Source organism: Ruficoccus amylovorans (assembly GCF_014230085.1).
Lineage (GTDB): Bacteria > Verrucomicrobiota > Verrucomicrobiia > Opitutales > Cerasicoccaceae > Ruficoccus > Ruficoccus amylovorans.
In genome coordinates this window covers 38,029-60,488 of record NZ_JACHVB010000012.1, presented here as the reverse complement: position 1 = coordinate 60,488, position 22,460 = coordinate 38,029, and the positions used below count along the sequence as shown (strand labels likewise).

Sequence of the window (22,460 nt, the reverse complement as noted above, 5' to 3'; positions counted from 1 at the left end):
TAGGCCCGTTTTGGCGGGTAAATTTTCTTTCAAAAAAAGAAACTTTGCCTGCATTTGACGGTCTTCTAAGCCTATCGGTTATCAGTAATAGAACCATGACTGCGACACTCCCCGAAATGAACGAAAAGGTGAAGGAGGCAGCGGCCTGGGTGCCGGCCCTTCGCCAGGAAATCAGCAAAGTCATCATCGGCCAGGATTACCTGGTAGAGCGCCTTCTGGTCGGCCTGCTGGCCAACGGCCACGTCCTGCTCGAAGGCGTCCCCGGCCTGGCCAAGACTTTGTCCGTGCGAACCCTCGCCAGTGCCATTGACGCTGACTTCTCCCGGCTCCAGTTCACGCCCGACCTGCTCCCGGCCGACATCATCGGCACCCTCATTTACAACCCGCAGACGGCGGAGTTCTACACCCGCAAGGGCCCGGTCTTCGCCAACCTCGTGCTGGCGGACGAAATCAACCGCGCCCCGGCCAAGGTCCAGTCCGCGCTGCTGGAGGCGATGCAGGAGCGCCAGGTCACGCTCGGCGACGAGACGTACCCCCTGCCCTCTCCCTTCCTCGTGCTGGCCACGGAAAACCCGATCGACCAGGAGGGCACCTACCCACTGCCCGAGGCGCAGGTGGACCGCTTCATGTTAAAGCTCAAGGTCGGTTACCCGACCCGCGAGGAGGAGCGCGCCATCCTTGAGCGCATGGCCTCGACCGCCCCCAAGATGGAGGTCAACCCGGTCATCCGCCCCGCCGACATTCTCGCCGCCCGTCAGGTGGTGGACGGCATTTACGTCGATGACAAGGTCAAGGACTACATCGTCGATATCGTTTTCGCCACCCGCAAGCCCAGCCAGCACGGGCTCCAGATGGACCACTTCGTGCAGTTCGGGGGCAGCCCCCGCGCCACCATCGCGCTGACCCTGGCGGCGAAGGCGTGGGCCTTCCTGCAAGGGCGCGGCTACATCACCCCGCAGGACGTGAAGACCATCGGCATGGACGTGCTCCGCCACCGCGTCATCCCGACCTACGAGGCCGAGGCCGAAGACCTGACCAGCGAGGACATCGTCGCGAAGATTTTCGAGACCGTCCCGGTTCCCTGACCCCGTATTGGGGTGCTTTTGATGCAATAAGGCGCTGAACGCACCCTGCGGCCCGGCACCTTCATCCGCTATTGATCGCCATGCAGTCAACCGACAGAACCCGCGAAATCCTCAAAAAAGTCCGGCAGGTCGAGATCCGCACCAATCGCTTGGTGACGGACGCGCTCGCCGGGGCTTACCACAGCATTTTCAAGGGCCAGGGGATGGACTTCGAGGAAGTCCGCGAGTACACCCCCGGTGACGACGTGCGCTCCATCGACTGGAACGTCACGGCCAAGATGGACCGGCCCTTTATCAAGAAATTCCGCGAGGAGCGCGAGCTGACCATCATGCTTCTGGTGGACCTCTCGGCCTCAGGGGGCTTCGGCTCCGCCGAGGAGTCCAAGCGTGAGCGCGCCGCCGAGATCGCCAGCGTGCTCGCCTTTTCCGCCGTGCGCAACAACGACAAGGTCGGGCTGATCCTCTTCACCGACCAGGTCGAGGCCGTCGTTTTACCGAAAAAGGGACGCCAGCACGTCCTGCGCGTCATCCGCGAGATTCTTTACTTCGAGCCGCAGAGCACGGGTACGGACATCGTCAACGCGCTCGACACCATGAACCGCATGCTCAAGCGCCGCGCCGTGGCCTTTCTCGTGACGGACTTCCTGCAAGGCCCCGATGGTCGCCTCCCCGATCCGGCTGACCGGCACGGTGACGCCGTTTTCCGCACCCTCACGCTGACCAACAAGCGCCACGACCTCACCGCCATCGTCATGGCTGACCCGCGTGAGGCCGAGCTGCCCGACATCGGGATCGTCACCCTGGAGGACGCCGAGACCGGGCAGGTCGTCGAGGTCGATACCTCCAGCCGCCAGCTCCGCGCCCTCTACAAGCGGGAGAACGAGCGCCGCGTGGACCTGCTCCAGCGTGGCCTGCGCCAGTCCGGTGTGGGCGTCATCCCCGTCAGCACGACCGAGCCGTACATCACCCGCCTGCGGCAGTATTTTTCCAACCGGAGCAAGCGCCGATGATTTTTTCCCGTATCCAGATTTTCATGACAGGCACACTGCTGGCCGCCGTGCAGTTGCATGCCCAGGAGGACGACATCATGGACATTCGCGGCCTGGCCGGTGACACCTTCTGGGAGGCGAACTGGCCCTGGCTCGTGCCCACCGCCGTGGTCGCGGCAGTTGTAGTGGTTTTGCTGATACGCGCGTTGGTCAAGCGCCTGAACCGCCCCCGGCCGCTCACCCCGCGCCAACTGGCGCTCAAGCAGGTAGCCGAGGCCCGCGCGATCCTCGACGACGGCCAGCCACAGGCCGACAAGCGTTTTTCCTTCGCCGTCTCCGACGCCCTGCGCGGCTATCTGGAACGGGCGCTGGGCCTGCGCGCCCCCGAGCAGACGACGGAAGAGTTTCTCGACACCGCCCACCGCAGCCCGCGGCTTTCGCCGGAGGCGCTGGTGTCGCTGGGGCAGTTCCTGCAACTGTGCGACCTGGCCAAGTTCGCCCGCCACGCCTTCGGGCCGGACGAGCGCGAACGCCTGCTGGCCACGGCCCAGACCTTTATCGAACAAACCGACAAGCGCGAGCAGCAGGCCGACAACGCGCCGATTGACGAGCGGAGTGAAGTCGAGGGCGCGATGCGCCAGCTCAACGCACCCGCCGTGCCGCCGAAAATCCGCTCCTCGGCCCCGACCAAGTCATGAGTACCTCGCTCCAGTTTCACAACCCGGAACTGCTCTGGCTGCTCGCCCTGCTGCCGGTGCTGATCCTCCTGCGCGGGCGCTCGGGGCGCAACGCGGCCATGACCTTCTCCAGCGTCGCGCTGGCCCGCGCCGTCAGCGGCAAGATCCGCACCCGCGCCGGGGCGTTTTTGTTTTTCCTGCGCCTGCTGGCGCTGGCCGCGCTCATCGTCGCCATCGCCCGCCCGCAGTTGGGCAAGGGGCACTCGGAGATCGAGTCCAGCGGCATCGACATCATCCTGGCAGTGGACGTTTCGGGGTCGATGCGGGCGCTCGACTTCGCCACGCAGGACGACCTGGCCAACCGCCTCGATATCGTCAAGCGCACGATTTCCAACTTCATCGAGGAGCGCCCCAACGACCGCATCGGCATGATCGCCTTCGCCAAGGAGCCGTTCCTGGTCAGCCCGCTCACCCTCAACCACGAGTGGCTGCTCAAGCTGGTGGACAACTTAAAAATCGGCCGCATCGACGAGACCGCCACCGCCATCGGCCCGGCCATCGGCATGGCCAGTAACCGCCTGCGTGACCTCCAGGCCAAGAGCCGCATCGTCATCCTCCTGACTGACGGCGAGGACAACGTGAACAAAGTCCCGCCCGTAGCCGCCGCCGAAGCCGCCAAGGCCTTCGGGATCAAGTTCTATACCATCGCCGCCGGTTCCATCGGCAACGTACCCATGCCCCGGCTCAACGCCAATGGCGAGTACCTGCGCGACCGCTCCGGGCGCATTGTTTACGACCTGATGCGCAGCGAGATCGACGACAAGATGCTTCAGGAGGTGGCCGACGTGACCGGGGGCAAGTTCTACCACGCCACCAACAAGGATGAGCTGGCGAAAATTTACGACGAGATCGACCAACTCGAAAAAACCAAGGTCAAGCTCAAGCACTACTCCACCTACGAGGAGTTGTTCCTCTGGCCCGCCTGCCTCGCCCTGGGGCTGATCGGGCTGGAGCAACTGCTGGCCAACACCCGTTTCAAGCGCATCCCGTGACCTTCCTCACTCCAGTCTGGCTTTACGTCATCCCCGCCGCGCTGCTTGTGCTGTGGGCTATCTTCCACCTCTCCGCCCGCGCCCGCCGACGGCAGTTGAGCACCTTCGCCGCCGACCGGCTTCTTGGCGGCCTGCTGCGCTCGTTCAGCTCGGGCCGCCGCCGCTTCAAGCACCTGCTCATCGCCGCCGGGGTTGCGCTCGTCCTGCTCGCGCTGGCCCGCCCGCAGTACGGCTTCACCTGGCGCGAAACGCCCGCCCGCGGCATCGACGTGCTCTTCGTACTCGACTCCTCCAAGAGCATGCTCGCCCAGGACATCCGCCCCAACCGCCTCGAACGCGCCAAGTTCGCCATCCTCGACTTTGTGGAAAAAATCCAGGGCGACCGCGTCGGGCTCGTTGCCTTCGCCGGGAACGCCTTCCTGCAGTGCCCGCTTACGCTCGACTACGACGCCTTCGATATGTCGCTCAAGGCCGTGGACACCAACGTCATTTCCCACGGCGGGACCGACATCGCCCGCGCCTTGGCCGAGGCCGAAAATGCTTTCAGCGCGAACAACAACCACAAAGTCGTCGTGCTCATCACCGACGGCGAAGACCTGGAGCAAAGCGGGGTGGACAAAGCCCGCCAACTGGCCAAAGACGGCATGACCATTTACACCGTCGGCGTCGGCACGCCCGAGGGTGAGCTCATCCCCATCCGCGGTGCCAACGGCCAGGTCGAGTACCTGCGCGACAGCGACGGCAAGCCCGTCACCACCCACCTCGACGAGGAAACCCTCAAGGAAATCGCCCAGGCCACGGGCGGCTTCTACGTGCCGCTGGGCACATCCGGCTACGGGTTGGAGCAGGTTTACGAGGCCGGGCTCAAGTCCATCCCCGACCAGGATCTCGGCAGTCACCGCCAGCGCATCGGGCTGGAGCGTTTCCAGTGGCCGCTCGGGCTGGCCATCTTCCTGCTCGCGTGGGAGCCACTCGTGGGTACGCGCCGCCTTTTCCTGCGCCAGCGCGCCCGCAAACTCGCCGGCCTCAAGCAGGCCGCCACCCTCGCCGTGTTTTTTGTAGTGGCGGCGTGGATACTGCCCTCGTCCGCGCAGGCGCAGAGCGGAAACCCGGCGGTCGCCCCGGCCCCCATTCCGGCGCAACCGGCACCGGGGCAAAAAATTCCCGTCGGGCAGGACGAGCCTGACACTCCCGAAGCGGAAACGCCGCCACCGGTCGTCATCCCGCCCAACGCCAACCCGGCCAAACTGTATCGGTCCGGCAACTACGCCGCTGCCGCCCAGCTCTACGCCCAGGCACTGGAGGCGAACCCCACCGACACCGAGACCCGCTACAACCTCGGCAACAGCCTTTACGCCCAGGGCCAGTACGAGGCCGCCCGCCAGGCTTACGAACAGGCACTGGCCGCGCTCGATCTCAAGCTCCAGGCCGACGCTTTCTACAACCTGGGCAACTCCAGCTACCAGCTCGGCAAGGCCGCGCTGGCCGACACCGCGCCAGCCCCCGAGATCCAGCAAGCCAACGAAACCGCCTTCGCCCAGACCCAACAGGCGCTCGACACCGGCAACGACATCCTCAAGCGCGCCGAACCCAACCGCGTGCCCGCCGCCCTCCGCAACGAGCAAACCCAGCAGTCCGCCGTCCCGCAGCAGGAGATCCAGCAGGCCATCCAGCAAGCCGAGCAGGCCAAGCAGGCGACCACCGCCGCGCAGGAGCAGAGCCAATTGGCAGCCACTGCGGGTGAGAGCAGCACTAACTTCTGGCAGCAGGCGCTGGACGAGTACCGCAGTTCGCTCGAACTGGCCCCCGACAGCACCGACGCGAGCCATAACCGCCAGCTTGTCGAGCGCAAGCTCACCCAGCAGCAGGCCCACAACGAGGAGTTTACCAAAGCCGCCGAGCGCCACGCCGAGAACACCGAAGTCCTCGACATGATGATCGAAGAGTTGAAAAAGCTGCTCGAACAGGACCAGCAGGACCAGAACCAAGACCAGCAAAACCAGGATCAACAGAATCAGGACCAGCAACAAAACGACCAGCAGCAGAGTCAGGATCAACAGCAGCAGAACGACAATCAGCAACAACAGGACCAGCAGAACAACCAGCAGTCCAACTCCGACTCCAGCCAGCAGCAGAATCAGGATCAGTCCCAGCAAAACCAGCAAAACAGCGGTCAGCAGGACCAACAGAATTCCCAGAACCAAAATCAGGACCAGCAATCCGGCCAGGACGACCAGCAACAGCAGAACGAAAAGTCTGAGCAGGACCAGTCCGCCGAGCAGCAGCAGTCGGGCGACGAGGAACAGCCCGACCAGCAGGACTCGCAAAAGCCGGACGAGCAATCAGCCGGTGAAGACCAGTCTGAGCAAAACGAAGACAAGGGCGAAGAACCCGGCGAGGACGAGTCCGCGCAAGGCAAGGACGAGCAGCAGCCCCAAAGCCCCGAGCAGGAACAGCCCGGCCAGGACCAGCAGGGTTCCGAGTCCGGCCAGCAACCGCAGGACGAAAAAGGCCCCAGCGAATCCGGCTTGAGCGAGGAGCAGCTTCAGGAGCTTTCCGAGCAGGTCGCGCAGGAGCAGTCCGCCGCCCAGGCCGGGGAGAAAGGCGGGGATGAAAAAGCCGCCGCCGCTGCCGCCGCAGGCGAGGCCACCGGCGAGGAAAAGGATGTGCGCCGTGTCCCCGGCGTGATGACCCGCGAGGAGGCCCGTCTCCTCCTTGACGCTTTGAAAAAAGATGATAAAAAACTGCCCTCCCTGTATGTCCCACGCCAATACAATGTGGACGACGAGGGCAAACGTAAGGATTGGTAGGACCATGCGCTTTCTTACTGGCATATTTCTGAGCATCTTCCTGTGCGGCGCACTGTCCGCGCAGGATGTGCGCGTGGAGAGTTCGTTCGAGCCCTCGATCATGCACGCGGGTGAAACCGGCATTTACCGCTTCACCGTCTCGAAGCAGGAAAGCGGGCGCAATGTGATGGCGTTTCGCGGTTTCGACATCGACTTCAGCGCGATACGGGGCATACCCGGCTTGCAGGTTTCCTACCTCGGGCCGAGCCAGAACGTAAGCATCATCAACTCCCAGACGATGGTCAGCGTCTCGCATCAGTTCCGCGTCCGCGCGGACGAGGCGGGCGAGTTCACCCTGCCCGCCTTTCCCATCACGCTCGACGGCAAGAGCTATACCGTGCCAGCCGCCACCCTCAAGGTGCTGGCCCGCTCGCAGGCCGCCGTCGCCGCCGCCGGGCAGTCCATGCAGATGGAGCTTATCCTTCCCCGCGACAAGATCTACGTCGGCGAGTCCCTCCCCGTCCAGATCCGGCTCTACATCCGCCGCGACATCCAGGTCTCCCACCTGGGCAGCGAGGTGCCGGTCAAGATCGGCGACGCCTTCGCGGTGAGCGATTTCTCCGACCCGGCCCAGCGGCAAGTCGAGCGCAACGGCGAGATTTACCAGGAGGTCGTGTGGCAGGCCGTCGTTACCCCGTACAAGGCAGGGGACTACCCGCTGGTCTTTCAGGAGGATGTCTACGCCTATGCTCCCGAACAGAACCGAGGCCGTTCGCGTGATCCGTTTGAGAGCATCTTCAACCGCATCGGCATGCGCGACGTGCAAAAGGTCTCCCTCTATACCAATCAGGACGAAGATCTCAAAGTGCTCGACCTGCCCGCAGAAGGGCGACCGGCAGATTTCAGCGGGGCGGTCGGGATTTTCCGCACCAGCCAGCCCACGGTCGATCCGACCAAGGCCCAGGTCGGCGAACCCATGACCCTGAGCTTCAACATCGAAGGCTCGGGTAACTTCGATCGCTTCTCGCCGCCAGTGGCGGCGGACTCGCAGGGCTGGCGCGTCTATAACCCGGAGGAAACCTTTGCCCCCACAGACCGCTACCGCTATCAGGGCCGCATGACCTACAACTACGTCATCATCCCGCGCGACGAGTCCGTAACCGAAACACCGGAAGTGACGTTCAACTATTTCAATCCCGACACCGAAAAATACGTCGAGCTGAAGCTCCCGCCGCGCCCGGTCACGATCACCCCTCCCCCGCCCGGCCAGCGCCCGAACATCCCTCCCCCCACGACCGCCAATCAGCCCGCTACAAGCACCGCTTCGCGTCACCCCGAGCTGTTGCCGATCAAGACCACCGTGACCGCCTGGGGGCAGTCCATGCGCCCGCTTTTTCTCTCGCCGTGGTTCCTTGGGGCGCAAGTCGTTCCGCTGGGCGTGCTGGTCGGTCTGGCCCTGACCCGCCGCCGCCACAACCGCTTGCTCACCGACCCACGCTACGCCCGCGAAGTCCGCGCCCGCAAGCTTCTGAAGCCCCGTCTGGCCGCCGCCCGCAAAGCCGCCACCTCGGGCGATCACGCCGCCTTTTACGCCGAGGCCCAGCGCGTCATCCAGTGCGCGGTCGGAAGGCTCGTTGACCAGACCTCCGAGGCCCTGCTGGCCGACGAGATCGACGCCCTGCTGACTGCACGCTCCGTCGATCCGGCCATCCGCAAACAGACGCAGGACTTCCTCCACGCCGGGGACGCGCTCAAGTTCGGCGGACTCAAGCGGGCCGACATCGACCTGCCCCGCGAAATGTCCCGCCTGGAAACCCTCGCCACGCAACTGATGAAACTCTCATGAAACGCGCCCTGCTAATCCTTTGCCTGCTGGTTTCCACCCTCGGCCTGCAAGCCGCCGAAGGTTCGCTCGACGAACGCTTTGTCGCCGCCAACCAGGCTTACGACGACGGCCAGTACGAGCAGGCCATCAATGGCTACACGCAACTGCTGGAGGAAAGCCCTTCGGCCACCGTTTACTACAACCTTGGCAACGCCTACTACCTCAGCGGCCAGTACGGGCAAGCGATTCTCCAATACCAGCGCTGCCTCGTCCTCTCTCCCGACAACGCCGACGCGCAGGCCAACCTCAAACTCGCCCAGGACGCCGCCCAGGTGGACCCGCCGGAACGCGTCTGGTACGAGACCTACGCGCAGAGCACGTCGGTCAACTGTTGGACCTGGCTCGCGGTCGCGGGCTTCTGGGGCGCGGCCTTTCTCATCATCCTGCCGCCGCTCTACGGCTGGCGCAGCCCGTGGCGCGCCCTGCTGCTTGCCCTCTGCATCCTCGGCGGCGGCGCGGGCGTGGCCGGCCTGACCGGCTACCACTTCATGAGCGCGGAGGGCATTGTCCTGGCCGACGATGCGCCGCTCCAGCTCGCCCCCACCTCGACCAGCCCGGCCAAGACCTTTCTGCACGCTGGCACCAGCGCCACCGTCAAGCAGATCCACGGCGAGTACGCCTACGTCGTCACCCCAACGGGCGATCAGGGCTGGATCAGCCAGAAGGTTTTCGGCAAAATCTGGGACATGCGTTAGCAGACCTTCGGTCGGTTCAGGAAATATGACAGCCACATGATTGAATGGTTAAATGGCTGATTGTTAATGGTTGGAGGCTGAACTTAGCAACCGCCAGTTAGGCCGATTCCCTCCGGGCTTGTAGCTGACCGTTCTTGCGACGAAACACAGTTCCGTCTCAAAACTATTTCAAACCCGTATTCGAGCGTTTTTCTATACTCGCAGCCTCGCACGAGGATTCTTGTTTTGACCGCCGGGATGGACGCGGGCAGGCTTTCTGACCTGTCTCCCCTATGAAAAATACCTGCCCCCGCCTTGGCCTGCGCAGTTGGAAGTGGTTCGTGCCACTGGCTGCTCTCCTGCTGGTTCTCTTTGTCACCGGATCATGCCAACCGGCCAGCGAGCACGTGCCCGGTGTCGTCATCGTGCATTCCCCCGCCTCGTCTGAAAAGTACATTGGCAGCCCGTCCATCGCGATACTGCCGGACGGTCGTTATGTAGCCAGCCATGATTTTTTCGGGGCCGGCAACAAGGGGCCGAGGACTCTCATCTACCGCAGCGATGACCGCGGGGAAACCTGGACCTACCTCACCGAAGTCGCTCAGACCTGGTCGGTGCTCTTCGTCCACAGGGACCAGCTCTACCTCCTGGGCCGCAACCCTCAAGGCGTGGTCATCCGGCATTCGGCAGACGGTGGCGAGAGCTGGACCGACCCGGTTGACGAAACCTCGGGACTATTGTTGCGGGGAAAGTTCCACTGTGCGCCGGGGCCCGTCACTGAACACGACGAACGACTCTGGCACGCGATGGAATCGGTCGAGGACGACGGCGAGTGGGCCGAGAAATTCCGGGCGTTTATGATGTCTGTCCCGACAGATGCCGACCTGCTCCAGGCCGCTAATTGGACTTCTTCCAATCGCCTTTCCTACAACCAGGACCGCTGGCGGGGTATGGGCTGGCTGGAGGGCAACGCCGTCCCAACCCCCGATGGGAAAATGCTCAATATCCTTCGGCTGGCCCGGCAAACCGGCATCGCCACCGTCATTGAGGTTTCCCCGGACGGTACATGGTCCAGTTTTAACCCCAAGGACGGCTACATCGACTTCCCGGGCGGGGCCAAGAAATTCACCATTCGCTACGACCCCAAGAGCGAGCATTACTGGTCGATCACGAACTACATCCGCCCCCTGGACCGTTTCAAGACGCTTCATCCGGGCTGGATCCGCAACACCGCTGCGCTTATCTCCTCCCCTGACCTCAAACACTGGACGGTGCGCCGGACCTTACTCTATCACCCGGATGTGTACTGGCACGGCTTCCAGTATTGGGATTGGCAGTTCGACGGTGACGATATTATCGGAGTCTCCCGCACCGCCTACGATGATGGCGAGGGCGGCGCCAACAACTACCACGACGCCAACTACCTGACCTTTCACCGGGTCGAAAATTTTCGTACCGACGAAGCACCTGGCGCTGGAGATTAAGTTCGTCGCCCGTAAAATCGCCCCCGTACCCGAGATTACCGGTTTTATTCGCTGTCCGTCTGAATCTTCCTCTTGCTCTGGCGGGCAAAACGTCAAAACTGCCTAGAAAAGGCACTTGCTCAAGAAGCAGCCTGCGATGCTTTATCCTGAACCATCATGAAGAGAAAACTACTCAAATCGTTTATCCTGTCTCTCTCTCTGCTGTCGGCTGGCAGCGGACTTTCCCTGGGGCAGTCTGACCCCTGCGCCGTGGAGATCGGCTCGCATACGGCCGTCACTCCCGTCGGTCGCCCGGACGTCAGTTGGTGGATGCCCCGGCACGAGGCCGTGTTGGAGCGTGTCGCCGAGGGCGATGTGGACCTGATCATGATCGGGGACTCGATCACACACGGCTGGGAAAAGTCCGGCAAGGCGACCTGGGACGAATACTACGCCCCGCGCAACGCTGTCAACATGGGCTTCAGCGGTGACCGCACCGAGCACGTTCTGTGGCGCCTGCAAAACGGTGAAATCGACAACATCGACCCGAAGCTGGCCGTCCTCATGATCGGAACCAACAACTCCGGCGGCAACCAATACTCCGCCGAACAAATCGCTGACGGCATCAAGGCTATCGTCTGCACCCTTCGTACCGAACTGCCCGACACGAAGGTGCTCATCCTCGCCATCTTCCCCCGTGGAGATGCCGCCCAACGCAAGGATGAAACCAAGGGCGCTTCTTACAATGAGATGTGGGCCAAGAATGCCAAAGCCAGCGAACTGGTTTCCCAACTGGCCGACGACAAGATGATCTTCTTCCTCGACATCAACGACGCCTTCCTCGACGAAAACGGCGTACTGCCCCGTGAAGTCATGCCCGACCTGCTCCACCCCCGCGAGAAGGGTTACCAGATCTGGGCCGAAGCCATGGAGCCGAGCATCTCCGCCCTCATGCTGGAAAACCAGTAAGAGCCTGCGCGCTGAATTCATTTATCGAAAAGCGCCGCCGTCTGATGACGGCGGCGCTTTTTTAATTCCCCGGGCTGACTTGTTTAAAAGCCGGCGGTGGCGCTCACCTATTGAAGCCAGCATCATACGATTCACACTGCCCAGCCTGTTACTTCATCCACGAGGGAAACTCGTCAATCGCACGGTAGCTCATGCGTCCGGTCTCGGGTGATTTAAAAGTGAACAGGTAGGTGCGGACCCGATTCTGTCGCGGCCATTGCGTAGAGGCAAAGAGATAGGTGCGCTCATCATCCTGTGTATAAAACTCCACCTGATAGCTGAAAACATCTTCTGCCATCTCAGGAGGGGAAATCTTTTGGAAACTGCGAGGTTTGAGCAGGACCTTTTTTTCCTGAAGCTTCACGCCCACAGCGTCATCGCTGAGGTTGAAGAACTGCACATCTCCAGTTTTGAATGAAGGGTCATCCGCGCGAATAGCCACGAGGCGGAATGGATTTCGATCCGAAGCTTCTGGCAGGAGCAAAACCAGAAAGAGGTTTCCTTCCTCCGGCAGGCTCAGGTGACCGATCAGGACTGGAGAGCCGGTGTCATCGATCATCCCGAGAGCAAGCTCACGCGCTGGCACTCCGACCTTCCGGCTAAAGCTGTTACTGGGAATGGCGAACGGCTCTGACCGCCAATCCTCACTTCCGGTCAGGAGAAATTGGCGGTTCGCCCCGAGTGGAGCGAACGAGGCAAAACGGATCTGGTACGGAAGCTCGGCGACCTTATCCCCTGCCCGTGTCTCCTCCGCCTCCGCGGCGCTTCTCAGACACGCCAATACCAGCGACACGATCACGAATAAAACCACTCGTATATCCATCGCACTGGATCGTGCGTACATATTATTCATGCGCTTAAGAGCTTAGATTTCATCTTCATCGAGCCAGCGAAAAGAAACGACCTTAAACTGGCGGCCGAAAAGCTTATTGGTATTATTCAGTTGGTCGTAAGCCAGACGCGGTTCCTCCGCCGAATCTACATATTCTGGCACGCGTTGCACCACGGCTTCGCATCGCACAGACGCCACCCGGTTCCCGAAGTTGTCGTTCACTTCACCATAGCTTCGGATCGTGAATGTGTCTGAGCGTACATTCAACCCCGGCCCTAGAATTGTCAACAGGTCGGCCTGATCGACGTAAGCGGCACTTCCGGTCGAGCGTGCCCCCACCTCGGCTTGGCGGAATGGCAGGCTTCCCGGCACGTCGCCAAGAGCGACTTTACGGCTCCCTTGCATCAGAGTTTCGTTAATGACTTCATCCAGTGCTGCCTGGAGAGCACCGCTCTTAGCCAGGTCCTCATCGGCACCAACCCGGCGATTAACGAAGTCAGCGATAGACAGGAAAGGCCCCCGTAACCGAACCTGTGCCACGATAGCCTCCGCCAGCTCACGGATATTCTCATCCGTAAAGGAGCGGTAACCAAGCCATTGCTCCGGTCGGGCCGCGTTGCCCAGATCTCCATCCTCGAGCCTGCCACTGGCCGGAAGCATCAGCCCCGGAATAGCCGTATAGTCCTCCTCATCGTCCCAATCCAAGCTTCCTGACAAATCTAATACGGCAACCGGCTCTGAGCGGAGTGAGGACAGAATCGCCGTCCAGGCGTCCACATCGGTAGAGTTCACGTTGAACATGCCCTCAACCATAAGGGACTCCGCGGCCAGGGTGTAGGCCTCTGGCCGCGGATTACCATTCTCCTGAAAAAGCGACGTCCGTAAGTCATCCGCATCTCCTGAATAGTGAAGCTTCATCCGCTTGTTGGGCAGAGGTGTTTCGTCTCCCACGAAGGCATCGAAGACAGCCGCCTGAGTCTGGTCGATTCCAGCGTCACGGTAAGCGGCAGACTGCCGGGGGGAAATGGAGGACAGGAACCAGTCATCCCACAACGCCTGGTTGGCGTAATAGGAATGATCGATCGCCGGATGTCCATCGTTGGTCGTGCCGGTTGTCTGGTTCGGCGCAAAGATAGGCAGCGCATGCGAGTTCCCGACGATCTGCGCCACCGCGGGCTCAATTTTTCGCTTATGAAAGTCCGTATTAATATTCGTCGGAATATCCCAGCGCAGTCCCGACAGACCGCCTGCCGTGGCATGCTGGAAGGCCGCCAGCGAGTAAACAGGCGTCCGGGGGATCGATTGAGTAATCAGGTAACTATTGCCGGATGTGGCCATGTAGCTCCCCCCAAAGTAAGCCTTGCCGTTGAAAACATCGAAGCCGGGATTGTCGGTAATGCTGCTCATCGCGCGCATTTGTATGTCGATCCCCTGGGAAGCGAGTGTTTCAGCCGAAAGATCCTGCAAGTCAAATCCGCCTGCCGCGCGTGTCGCCCGGGAGAGGAAACGGCCTGGGATGGCGCTCCCCTCTTCAGTCCTCAAGCCGATGCTGAACACCGCAACCGGAAACTTTCCGATTGCTCCGGCCGAACCGCCACCCCCGCTTTTCGAAAGGTCTGCCGCCGTTCCCAGAGTGATCTCAGGGATATCCGTAAAAATATCCGGATAGTCTGAGGGTACCATGGAATTTCCATGCCAGCCATAGCGATCAAGACTGAAGCCACCTGAGATCGCGCCGCCGATGCGGCCGATGCGCTCCTCGAAATTAATCAGCTCCCACTGCGCCACAGCACGCCCATTGGGGTCCGCCCGCAGTTCAATGCTCATCAGAGCATCTTCACTCACATTCGCGCCAACCGGAGCGATAATGCCGCCCCCCCGACTCCACCCCAACTGTGCCTCTATGGCCAGATTCGCCTTGGCCGAGACGCTGTACGAGGTGGAACCAGCAATAGAATACATTAAAACTTCCCCCGGACGCATCCTCAGCTCCGAGCCGGCCTGGTTTCCTATCAGCAGTTCAATATCCGCTCCCTGCAACAGACTGCTCGAACCGACAAAGGGCGATCCTCCCGGATTAATGCTGACCCCATCGGCAAAAACTTCCGCAATATAGGGCAACCCATCCAGCCGCAACCGGACGTATGAGCCGGCGGGGACATTCAGGGAAACATCGTAGGGATTCCACAACGTGACAATAGGATCGAGCACAACCTCCATCTGATATTCCGTGGGTCTTCCATCGACCACGGTATCCATGTCCGGATTACTCTGGAGGGAGATCATCCACGAGACCCGGGCCAGCAAAGGGCGCCCATAAACCCCGAACGGGCTGACACGCTCGACAGACGGATCCGCATCTCCCGTCAGCACCGGGACCGCGGAAGAAAGCGCTCCGCCGTCCGGGTGAGTGAGCGCTCCGGTAAAATCCAGTTGACGCCACAGGTTATAATAGGCCCACAACTCGCCAAAGTGCACGCCGTTACGCCCATCAAGTGTGTAGAGGGGGTCCTGTGGCCGGTCCTCCATCGAGGTTTCCAAATAAAAAGATAAATCCTTGCGCAACCCTCCGCTCCGCACGTTCGTCAACAACCCGTACGAGTACGGTGTCAGCGAACGCATTAAAGACTCCTCTTGGCCAGAAGTGGCCCCAAACAATTCGAGCGAACCACGGGGCAACGCCATGCCCAACCGATTGTCACCTGAATCAACCCCGCTCATATAGGCCAAGGCCTGTGTATTCGCCCCAGCAGCTCCCTGCGCACGCTCAACCCACTGGGTTATATCATTCCCTCCTCTGGTATCGGTGTGAACGCGGGCCTTGGCATTTTCGTCCCCGATCCACCAGGCATAGGCACCTCCCCCATCATCCTGTTCGATCTCGACCAACCCCGCCTCGACCTGAAAATCGGTGCTGCCACGGATTAAGCCAAGATAAGGCGTCCCGATTTCCCCTTCCCGGGCAGTGTTATGCTGTTTGAGCGCGGTTGCATCGCCGGAAACCATCCAGCGCACAAACTCGGGCTGCGCGGGCCGGGTCGTGCTCTGGTCTGTCCAGCTTTTATAGACGCCCAGCCATTGCTTGCGATCTTCCTCGCTCTGAGTATCCAGAGCCGCCGTGGCATTCACTCGTTGGTCCGGCCCCAGCGCGGACTGTAGCTCGCCAAGCGCAACGCTCATTCCGAAAAGGGCATTCTGCCTCGCCTTTTCCAGATCCTTGTGCACGACACTTCCGGACACCTCCACGATCGTCAGAGAGCCCAGACTCGATAGCAGCAGGAAGATAAACGCCATCAGCATCAACGCGATAACAAGGGCAAAGCCATGACAATCAGGCTTCGCGGAGACGATTCTTTCCTGTGCGCAGAGCTGATTCGGAGCTAATTTATTTTGCTGCATGGGCAATGTCCCGGGAACCAAAGATCCCATTTTTTTCAAGAATTACAGAGTCGCGCCAGTAATATTCGATCCAGAACCGAGACTGCCCTGACGACTCACCGAGATGGGATGGCCGCTCCGGGATACTCTTGATTAGAACGATCATTAGCTTTCTGCCATTAGGATAGCACAATAGCGGCATTAAAATCTCCCATCAGCTTGCAATATTGTGGTATTCAGTTAACCGCTCGCGGGCAATTAGTCGGCAACAGCTGAGAAGTATAAGCCAGTATCCTCGCCTCTGGCCCTCATTTAACAGAAGCATCAGGTCCCATTCTTCCACCTGATTGCAAATTTCTGGCACGCAGTTAGCCCAAAGGCAGTCAGGGTTTGAATAGCGAACGCGAAACGACTACCCCCTGCAATCAGGCATTTGCATTGGTTCTAAGACCATTTTCATCCATTCAGTACCATGCTTCGTATTAAAAAAATCGTACTTTATCTCTTCGAGATATCCCTGTTACCGATATGCATCAGCGTATCTCAAGCAGATAGCGACCGGACACCGTTGCCCCCCAAAGAGAACTTCCACCTCTATCTGCTGGCTGGACAATCCAATATGTCAGGACGAGGGGTTGTGGAAGAGCAGGACAAAATCCCGCATCCGCGTGTTCTCATGCTGAATCAGGAAGGCCAGTGGGTCGCCGCCACTGAACCGGTCCATTACGACAAAAGCGGAACCGGCGTCGGGCCTGGCCGCACTTTTGCCATGTCAATCGCGGCCGATGACGAAACAATCACCATCGGCCTTATCCCCAGTGCGTGCGGCGGTTCGTCTATCACGCATTGGGCCCCGGGGGCCTATTTCGACCAAACCCAAAGCCACCCCTTTGACGACGCACTCTCCCGTACCCGCCTTGCCATGAAAGACGGCACCCTCAAAGGCATACTCTGGCACCAGGGCGAGGCCGACTCCACACCTGAACTCTCCCCCCTCTACAAGCACCGGCTGGAGGTGCTGATTGAGCGTTTCCGGACAGAGTTTAACGACCCGCAGTTACCTTTTATCATTGGCCAGTTAGGCCATTTTCCACAACGCCGCTGGACAGAAGAACGCCAGCACATAGACCGGGCTCATCGTGAGATCGCGAAGGAGGTGCAACTCGTCGGGTTCGTATCGAGCGAGGGCTTGACGAGCAAGCCCGATAACCTCCACTTCGACGCAGCGTCACAGCGAGAGTTCGGACAACGATACGCAGAGGTTTACCGGGAGCTGGTCCAGGAGAACGACCCTGATTTCCCCGCTGCTCCGTAAGCCGCTGCTCAACCATTGCGAGTCGGCGCGCCAGCTATTAATCCAGTACCACCGACTCGTTCCAGGCTCAGCCAACAAAGCTTAATCCTCCAGCCAGGGCGACTCCAATATCTGCTTGCCGGCGAAGACATGGTTCACCATTCCCCACAGCACACATTTGGCAGCCCGGCGAGGATCGTACAGCAGATGCTTTCGGTTTTCCGGAATACCCTCGATAGAGGTGGAGCAAGTCGGATCGGAGCCAATCAGGATAGCACCGTGAAGCGCCTTGTTATCCGGGGTATCTGCCTGATTGAGACAGGCCGACATCCATAAGCGCAACCCGATGTCTTTAAAGCGCTCATCACGCACATGCCGATAGAGCCACAGCATACCGTTGGCGCACTCATAGGTTGACATGTGCATCTCCGGCAGATCGGAAGGAAGGATGTCCGGCCCCACACAATACGGGAGCGCACCGTAGCAATAATAGACCCTGACAATGTAATCGCCCAGCTTCGTCGCGCACTCCAGCAGGCGAGGATCTCTCATAATCTCATACGCCTCGGCCAGCGCGTTGAAAATGTAGGCAAAAAACATGCACTTGACCGAGCGCCCGGCACGAGTGACCCCCAAAGTCTCGATATCGTACAGTTGGTAAAATGAGCCATCATCGAGCTGCATTCTCAGCACCCCCTCCACCGCACGCTCATAGGCCTGTCGGTAAGACTTCTCGGATGTGAGCTTATAAAGGTTGGCAAAGGTAGCGAGGATGTAGGCATAACGGCTGCCGATACGGTCATTGGCCTCTTCCCAGCCTTTTTTCGGTGACCATCCGCCGCCGATCAAACCGTTGGCAAGCTGCTCTCTGGCCAATGTATGTCCGATAGCCTTACATTTGTCTAACAGACGCTGGTCTCCAGTTATGTCGTATAACCGCATGAAGGCCCGCGGTATCCGCATGGAGTAAAGCGTGCTGTACGAGCCCACATCCGTCCAGTACCACATGAGCCCTTCAGCCTCGGAAGCCGGCCCTGCATAGAGTCCGTACTCGTGGTTCTCGATCAGTGCGTTGGCATACTCCACGGCCTTCGCTGTAAACTCGGGCCTCCCCAATGCGTCTCCCATATCCAGCCAGGCGGAGATAGTTTCCGCTGTATTGCTGTTCGGATACATCCACGTCACACCCCCAGCGACATCATAAACCGCCATGCGGTAACACTTGCCTTCAACCGGATCGGCCTGTGTCGAAGTTTCAATCCAGTCAGCAACTCCCTGCATCGAACGCAACACACGCTCCCGTGTGATTAACTCCGAGAGCTTTGTCTTCCCCATCAACGGTTCGCATGTCGCCACAGGGCTGCGGCCCAGGCCGTCATTATCACGTGTCATATGGTTCATTTATCTGCCTTTATTTTGTTCTGTCCGTTGCCGAACTTCGGGTCGGAACGAAAACGCCAGGCCGATCCGGATATTTATCTCCATATCAGGCCCCGCTCTCTTTTTGGACGTGCTCATCGTCGCTCACGGTCCCGTCATCGGACTCGTCGCGCTGAAGGCTTCGCAAAGCCCGAGCCATGATTCCAAGATCCCGAAAGCCTCCCCAGAGAAACCAAATCACGGTGATGATGCCTACGCAGTAGGTCAGTCCGACTTTGAAACCCCACCATTTTTCCCAGACCGAGTCCGGGATCGGTACAAAGAGATGGATGATCGTCCCGACGGCAAAAACCAGTACAAAGAACATCGCCCAAGTGAGCTTGAGCACATAGATGATTTTGTCTCCGCGTGTGAACTCCGGCCCGATGCCCAGGCGTTGTGCCAGCGTGCGGCGGGGTCTCGGCTGGTCCAGCGGGGCGGGCACGGCACCGGACGCCACGTCCGCCTTGACCGCATATTTTCCCCGATGCAGGAGCCGATCCATATCGGCCGGAGGACGGCGCGAAAGCAGCGAGCAAATCACATAAGCCAAGATCGCCACGACAGCCGCGATAAACGACATCTGCATGCCGTTGAGAGGAAATTTTTCCGGCAGGCCGAGCAGGAACTCGCTCCAGGCATCCGACTCACGAAACCGTGGCAGCAGGTACGGCCAGAAAATATTCCGCACAAAGATACCGCCGACCGCGACCACGGAGCCGCAAATCATCGCGGCCCAGGCTCCTCCCGCCGTCCCCCGTTTCCAGTACAGGCCCCCGATAATGACTGCCCCGGCTCCTCCCATGTAAATGGCTCCGGTGATCTGGAAGTACATATAGATGTACTCATGCATGGGGAAAACCATGCCCCAGATAAAAGCAAACACAGCAACCCCGATAATTGACAACCGCAGTGCCCACATATGCCACCGTGAAGACAAGGGCTTCTTGCGCAGCGGCTGGAGCACGTCCTGGATAAAAATGCTACCCCAGGAGTGCAGGTAGGTATTGTCGGTAGAGACAGCGGCCAGGATAACGACAGCGGCGAACAACCCCATGATCCCGGCGGGTAAAATCGCGCCCAGGGCAACCGGCACCAGCATTTGCTTTTGAATCTGCGGATTAGCGATCTGGTCAAGCTGGTCGTGGATCAGCGTGGCGTCTCCGGCAAACTGAGGCAGGTGCAGATAGGCGAAAACATAAATGGGCACCATCACAATCGCGAGGCTGGTAATCATGCCCCGGAAGTCTCCCAAAATCCCAGCCATCCGCGCTTCGTGGGGCGTACGGGCAGCGGCGTTGTAGCCTTGCGAGCCTTGCCAGGCGCGGGTGCCGTAAACATTCAGCACTCCCATCATTAGGAAATACCAAATATTAAAGTCGGGAAGGTTTCCCTGATCAAAAGGGTTGATCTTCGATTGCCCTTCCGGCGACTGGTGAAGCCCCGCAATCACGTCGGACCATGACATGTGGAAAAACAGAATCGTAAGGATAATCAGCATGACCAGGATAACGAACTGCCCCTGCACCATGTCCGTCACCATGATGGATATCTGGCCTCCAAGCACAGCCATCAACACTGCTACAGTCAGCAATAGCAGCATCACCAGCGCAACGGTCGGCACGCTGAACCCGACCAGTTCGACCTGCTGCGGGAGCCCGGTGAAATAAATCAGAAAGCGGGCGCTGACCGCGGGAAAGATACCATAGTTCAAAATCCCCGAAGACCAGGCAAGCACCCCGGCAAAGACACGGAAACGCTTACTGTAACGCATCTCGAAAAACTGCGCCATCGTCATCGCACGCGTCTCTCGGTAGCGATAGATGACAAAACCGGAGAGTGTAATAATCAGGCCGATGGGGATCACGAGTTGTACCCACCAGGTCGCGCCAAAGCCCGCCTGGTAGAACTTCTCAAAGTTCGCGGCTATCGTAATGGCTCCCAGTCCCGCCATTCCCTGCCCCACCGCCAGCAGGTAGCGGCCCGCCAGACGGTTTGCCGCCAAAAAGTCAGCCACGCTTTTGGTCAGACGGGAGGCCCACCAGCAGATAACGAGCAACACCATGAGTGCTCCCGTCAGGATCACCCAATCAAGGGTTTGCATATTCATATAGCGCCCATCGCAAATGGTTAGCAGGAAACGGTGCGGCAAGTCATGTCCGCCAGTCCTTTTGCTGCGAATGCGACCTCGCGAAGACGCGGATCTATTCGTGGAAACTCAGACACGACCAACTGCGCCATGGCACGGGCACCGACAACGGTAAAGTGCGTCCTGTCGCCCTGTCCGGGGCGATCTTCACTATCCAGTTTGTTCAGAGTATATGCGGTGCTCGCCTCCTCTCCCAACCGTGAATACATCGCACCGCTGGCCGCATGCAGGTCGATGACAGGGACGCCGGACTCCATCCCCTCGTCCTTCATGGCATCCGCATAGGGTTGAAGCTCGTGAGTCAGCACTCCATTCACGAAGGTGCGGCGATGATTGGGCGTAACAAAAATGGGCACAGCCCCTATCTCACGGGCCTCATCGACGTATTGGCGCAGATACTTCCGATAGCTCGTCTGCGGCTCGGTATAGCGCTCCGGATCGTAGTCCTTCGAATCGTTATGGGCAAAGTGCATGAGTATAAAATCCGGCCGCCCCTCCAGAATCCGCTGCCAGCGCTCAGGCGGAAAAGACTTGGTACTGGTCCCGGCGCGGGCTTCATTGTGCACAATGACACCCGGAGCCAAAAACTCCTCCAGCATCTGGCCCCATCCTCGACGGGCACCATCGAGACTGTAAGTTTGCACCGTCGAGGCACCGATGACACCAATTCTCACTGGCGCCGATGGCGGACCCGGCAAATGGGATTCTGTGAATGTCTTCATGTAGAAATAAATTAGGCCGTAGAGCCTTCCTCCAAGAGGAGCTCGTATTCTGCTGCCAGAACATGCCACACAGGTTTACAAAAGCATGCCACGACTCCGCCCCATGTGAGGGCATGAGAAAAGTGTCTTACGGTACAAGCTCCTACATCACCTGGCAGCAAGCTTGAGACAAATCGTCTGTTCACTTTCCCCGCCGGATACTCATGCTCCAGTTGAGGAAGGCGTCAGACAATGCTTCACCTCCATCCTTTCCCGGCGGGCGGCTTACCCGCCGGGAAAGTCTGAAGACAGCGTATCATCCTTTGCGAATAAGGCGCTTTCTCAGCAGTAATAGTGCGATGGCGACAATCCCGCCGACAGCGCCAAAGGAGGAGGCCTCAGGAATCGGAGTCGCTGCAATATAAGTAACCAGGCCGTTGGAGCTCTGTGTCTGCTCCGTGTCATCGCGGATCAGCCAGCGTTTTCCGCCCACCGTATTATCAACTCCGGCACCAATCGTGTATGGTCGCAGGGAGGCCTTATCGCCGGATTCCCCTGTCCCAGTGGGCTCCGTGAAGGCGAACTCGACCATGTAGTACTTGTCCATATCCAGGACGACGGATTCATCGAGAGCGAACGTGATGTAGTTCTTGCTCAACGATGCCGGCAACTCCCCGGCCTGACTGGAAATCAGGGACAGCGGGCCATCTTCGCCCTCCGTGCACAAATACACGTTAATGGCAAAATCCTTGCCCTGCACACCGCTATCGAAGCCACCGATCAGAAACGTGACGGCCTCAAGTGCCATCTGGCTTTCGGCACCGACGGTTGAAAAGCCCTGGCCGACACTTGTCTCGTAATAACCGCTTGAGGGAGTCGTCGTGTAGTTGTATGCACTTACATATCCGTAGGAGCCAGGCGCCACTTGAGACTTGAAGATATCTTCAGTGGGCGCATTCGCGCTGAGAGAAACAGTGACCGCTGATGCCGAGGTCGCCGCCAACGAGAGCGAAGCCAGGGCGATCATGGATAGATTTGATACTTTGGAGATCATAGCTGTTTTTA

General features: G+C 59.7%; 16 protein-coding genes. 10 read left to right on the top strand and 6 right to left on the bottom strand.

What is annotated here, in order from left to right; translation table 11 throughout:
* Positions 1-95: 95 nt before the first annotated feature.
* The 9 genes from H5P28_RS01355 to H5P28_RS01315 all read left to right on the top strand — a co-directional run bounded on the left by H5P28_RS01355 (position 96) and on the right by H5P28_RS01315 (position 11,583).
* Positions 96-1,085 (top strand): AAA family ATPase, encoded by a 990-nt coding sequence (locus tag H5P28_RS01355; protein WP_185673908.1) that lies wholly within the window; start codon positions 96-98, stop codon positions 1,083-1,085.
* Positions 1,086-1,165: 80 nt separating this feature from the next.
* A complete protein-coding gene (locus H5P28_RS01350) occupies positions 1,166-2,095 on the top strand; it encodes a DUF58 domain-containing protein (RefSeq protein WP_185673907.1) in 930 nt (309 codons plus the stop codon).
* The gene (locus H5P28_RS01345; RefSeq protein WP_185673906.1) at positions 2,092-2,772 is read left to right on the top strand and encodes a hypothetical protein; all 681 of its coding nucleotides are present in this window, start codon (positions 2,092-2,094) and stop codon (positions 2,770-2,772) included. Before H5P28_RS01350 ends, H5P28_RS01345 begins: the two co-directional genes overlap by 4 nt.
* Positions 2,769-3,803 (top strand): VWA domain-containing protein, encoded by a 1,035-nt coding sequence (locus tag H5P28_RS01340; protein ID WP_185673905.1) that lies wholly within the window; start codon positions 2,769-2,771, stop codon positions 3,801-3,803. The genes H5P28_RS01345 and H5P28_RS01340 overlap by 4 nt, the downstream gene beginning before the upstream one ends.
* Complete coding sequence (locus H5P28_RS01335; RefSeq protein WP_185673904.1) at positions 3,800-6,613, top strand: VWA domain-containing protein; 2,814 nt, start codon at positions 3,800-3,802, stop codon at positions 6,611-6,613. Before H5P28_RS01340 ends, H5P28_RS01335 begins: the two co-directional genes overlap by 4 nt.
* A gap of 4 nt (positions 6,614-6,617) precedes the next feature.
* Positions 6,618-8,438 carry a BatD family protein gene (locus H5P28_RS01330; protein ID WP_185673903.1) on the top strand — a complete coding sequence of 607 codons (1,821 nt, stop codon included), beginning with the start codon at positions 6,618-6,620 and terminating at the stop codon, positions 8,436-8,438.
* Complete coding sequence (locus H5P28_RS01325) at positions 8,435-9,172, top strand: tetratricopeptide repeat protein (RefSeq protein ID WP_185673902.1); 738 nt, start codon at positions 8,435-8,437, stop codon at positions 9,170-9,172. Before H5P28_RS01330 ends, H5P28_RS01325 begins: the two co-directional genes overlap by 4 nt.
* Positions 9,173-9,444: 272 nt before the next feature.
* On the top strand, positions 9,445-10,635 hold the full coding sequence (locus H5P28_RS01320; RefSeq protein ID WP_221773322.1) for a sialidase family protein: 1,191 nt from the start codon (positions 9,445-9,447) through the stop codon (positions 10,633-10,635).
* Positions 10,636-10,791: 156 nt separating this feature from the next.
* Complete coding sequence (locus tag H5P28_RS01315) at positions 10,792-11,583, top strand: platelet-activating factor acetylhydrolase IB subunit (protein WP_185673901.1); 792 nt, start codon at positions 10,792-10,794, stop codon at positions 11,581-11,583.
* A 148-nt stretch (positions 11,584-11,731) separates the two neighbouring features.
* On the opposite strand, the gene H5P28_RS01310 is transcribed toward H5P28_RS01315, so the two are convergent.
* Positions 11,732-12,475, bottom strand: a complete 744-nt coding sequence (locus H5P28_RS01310) for a hypothetical protein (RefSeq protein WP_185673900.1) — start codon at positions 12,473-12,475, stop codon at positions 11,732-11,734.
* A 12-nt stretch (positions 12,476-12,487) separates the two neighbouring features.
* Complete coding sequence (locus H5P28_RS01305) at positions 12,488-15,853, bottom strand: helix-hairpin-helix domain-containing protein (protein WP_185673899.1); 3,366 nt, start codon at positions 15,851-15,853, stop codon at positions 12,488-12,490.
* A 451-nt stretch (positions 15,854-16,304) separates the two neighbouring features.
* Between H5P28_RS01305 and H5P28_RS01300 the strand changes: the two genes are divergently transcribed.
* The gene (locus H5P28_RS01300) at positions 16,305-17,147 is read left to right on the top strand and encodes a sialate O-acetylesterase (RefSeq protein WP_185673898.1); all 843 of its coding nucleotides are present in this window, start codon (positions 16,305-16,307) and stop codon (positions 17,145-17,147) included.
* A gap of 81 nt (positions 17,148-17,228) precedes the next feature.
* Here H5P28_RS01300 and H5P28_RS01295 read toward each other — a convergent pair whose 3' ends face one another.
* From H5P28_RS01295 to H5P28_RS01280, 4 genes are all read right to left on the bottom strand, one after another.
* A complete protein-coding gene (locus H5P28_RS01295; RefSeq protein WP_185673897.1) occupies positions 17,229-18,527 on the bottom strand; it encodes a beta-L-arabinofuranosidase domain-containing protein in 1,299 nt (432 codons plus the stop codon).
* A gap of 85 nt (positions 18,528-18,612) precedes the next feature.
* Positions 18,613-20,655 carry a sodium:solute symporter family protein gene (locus tag H5P28_RS01290; RefSeq protein WP_185673896.1) on the bottom strand — a complete coding sequence of 681 codons (2,043 nt, stop codon included), beginning with the start codon at positions 20,653-20,655 and terminating at the stop codon, positions 18,613-18,615.
* 20 nt (positions 20,656-20,675) lie between these two features.
* The gene (locus tag H5P28_RS01285; protein WP_185673895.1) at positions 20,676-21,416 is read right to left on the bottom strand and encodes a rhamnogalacturonan acetylesterase; all 741 of its coding nucleotides are present in this window, start codon (positions 21,414-21,416) and stop codon (positions 20,676-20,678) included.
* A gap of 295 nt (positions 21,417-21,711) precedes the next feature.
* Positions 21,712-22,449 (bottom strand): PEP-CTERM sorting domain-containing protein, encoded by a 738-nt coding sequence (locus H5P28_RS01280; protein ID WP_185673894.1) that lies wholly within the window; start codon positions 22,447-22,449, stop codon positions 21,712-21,714.
* Positions 22,450-22,460 lie beyond the last annotated feature (11 nt).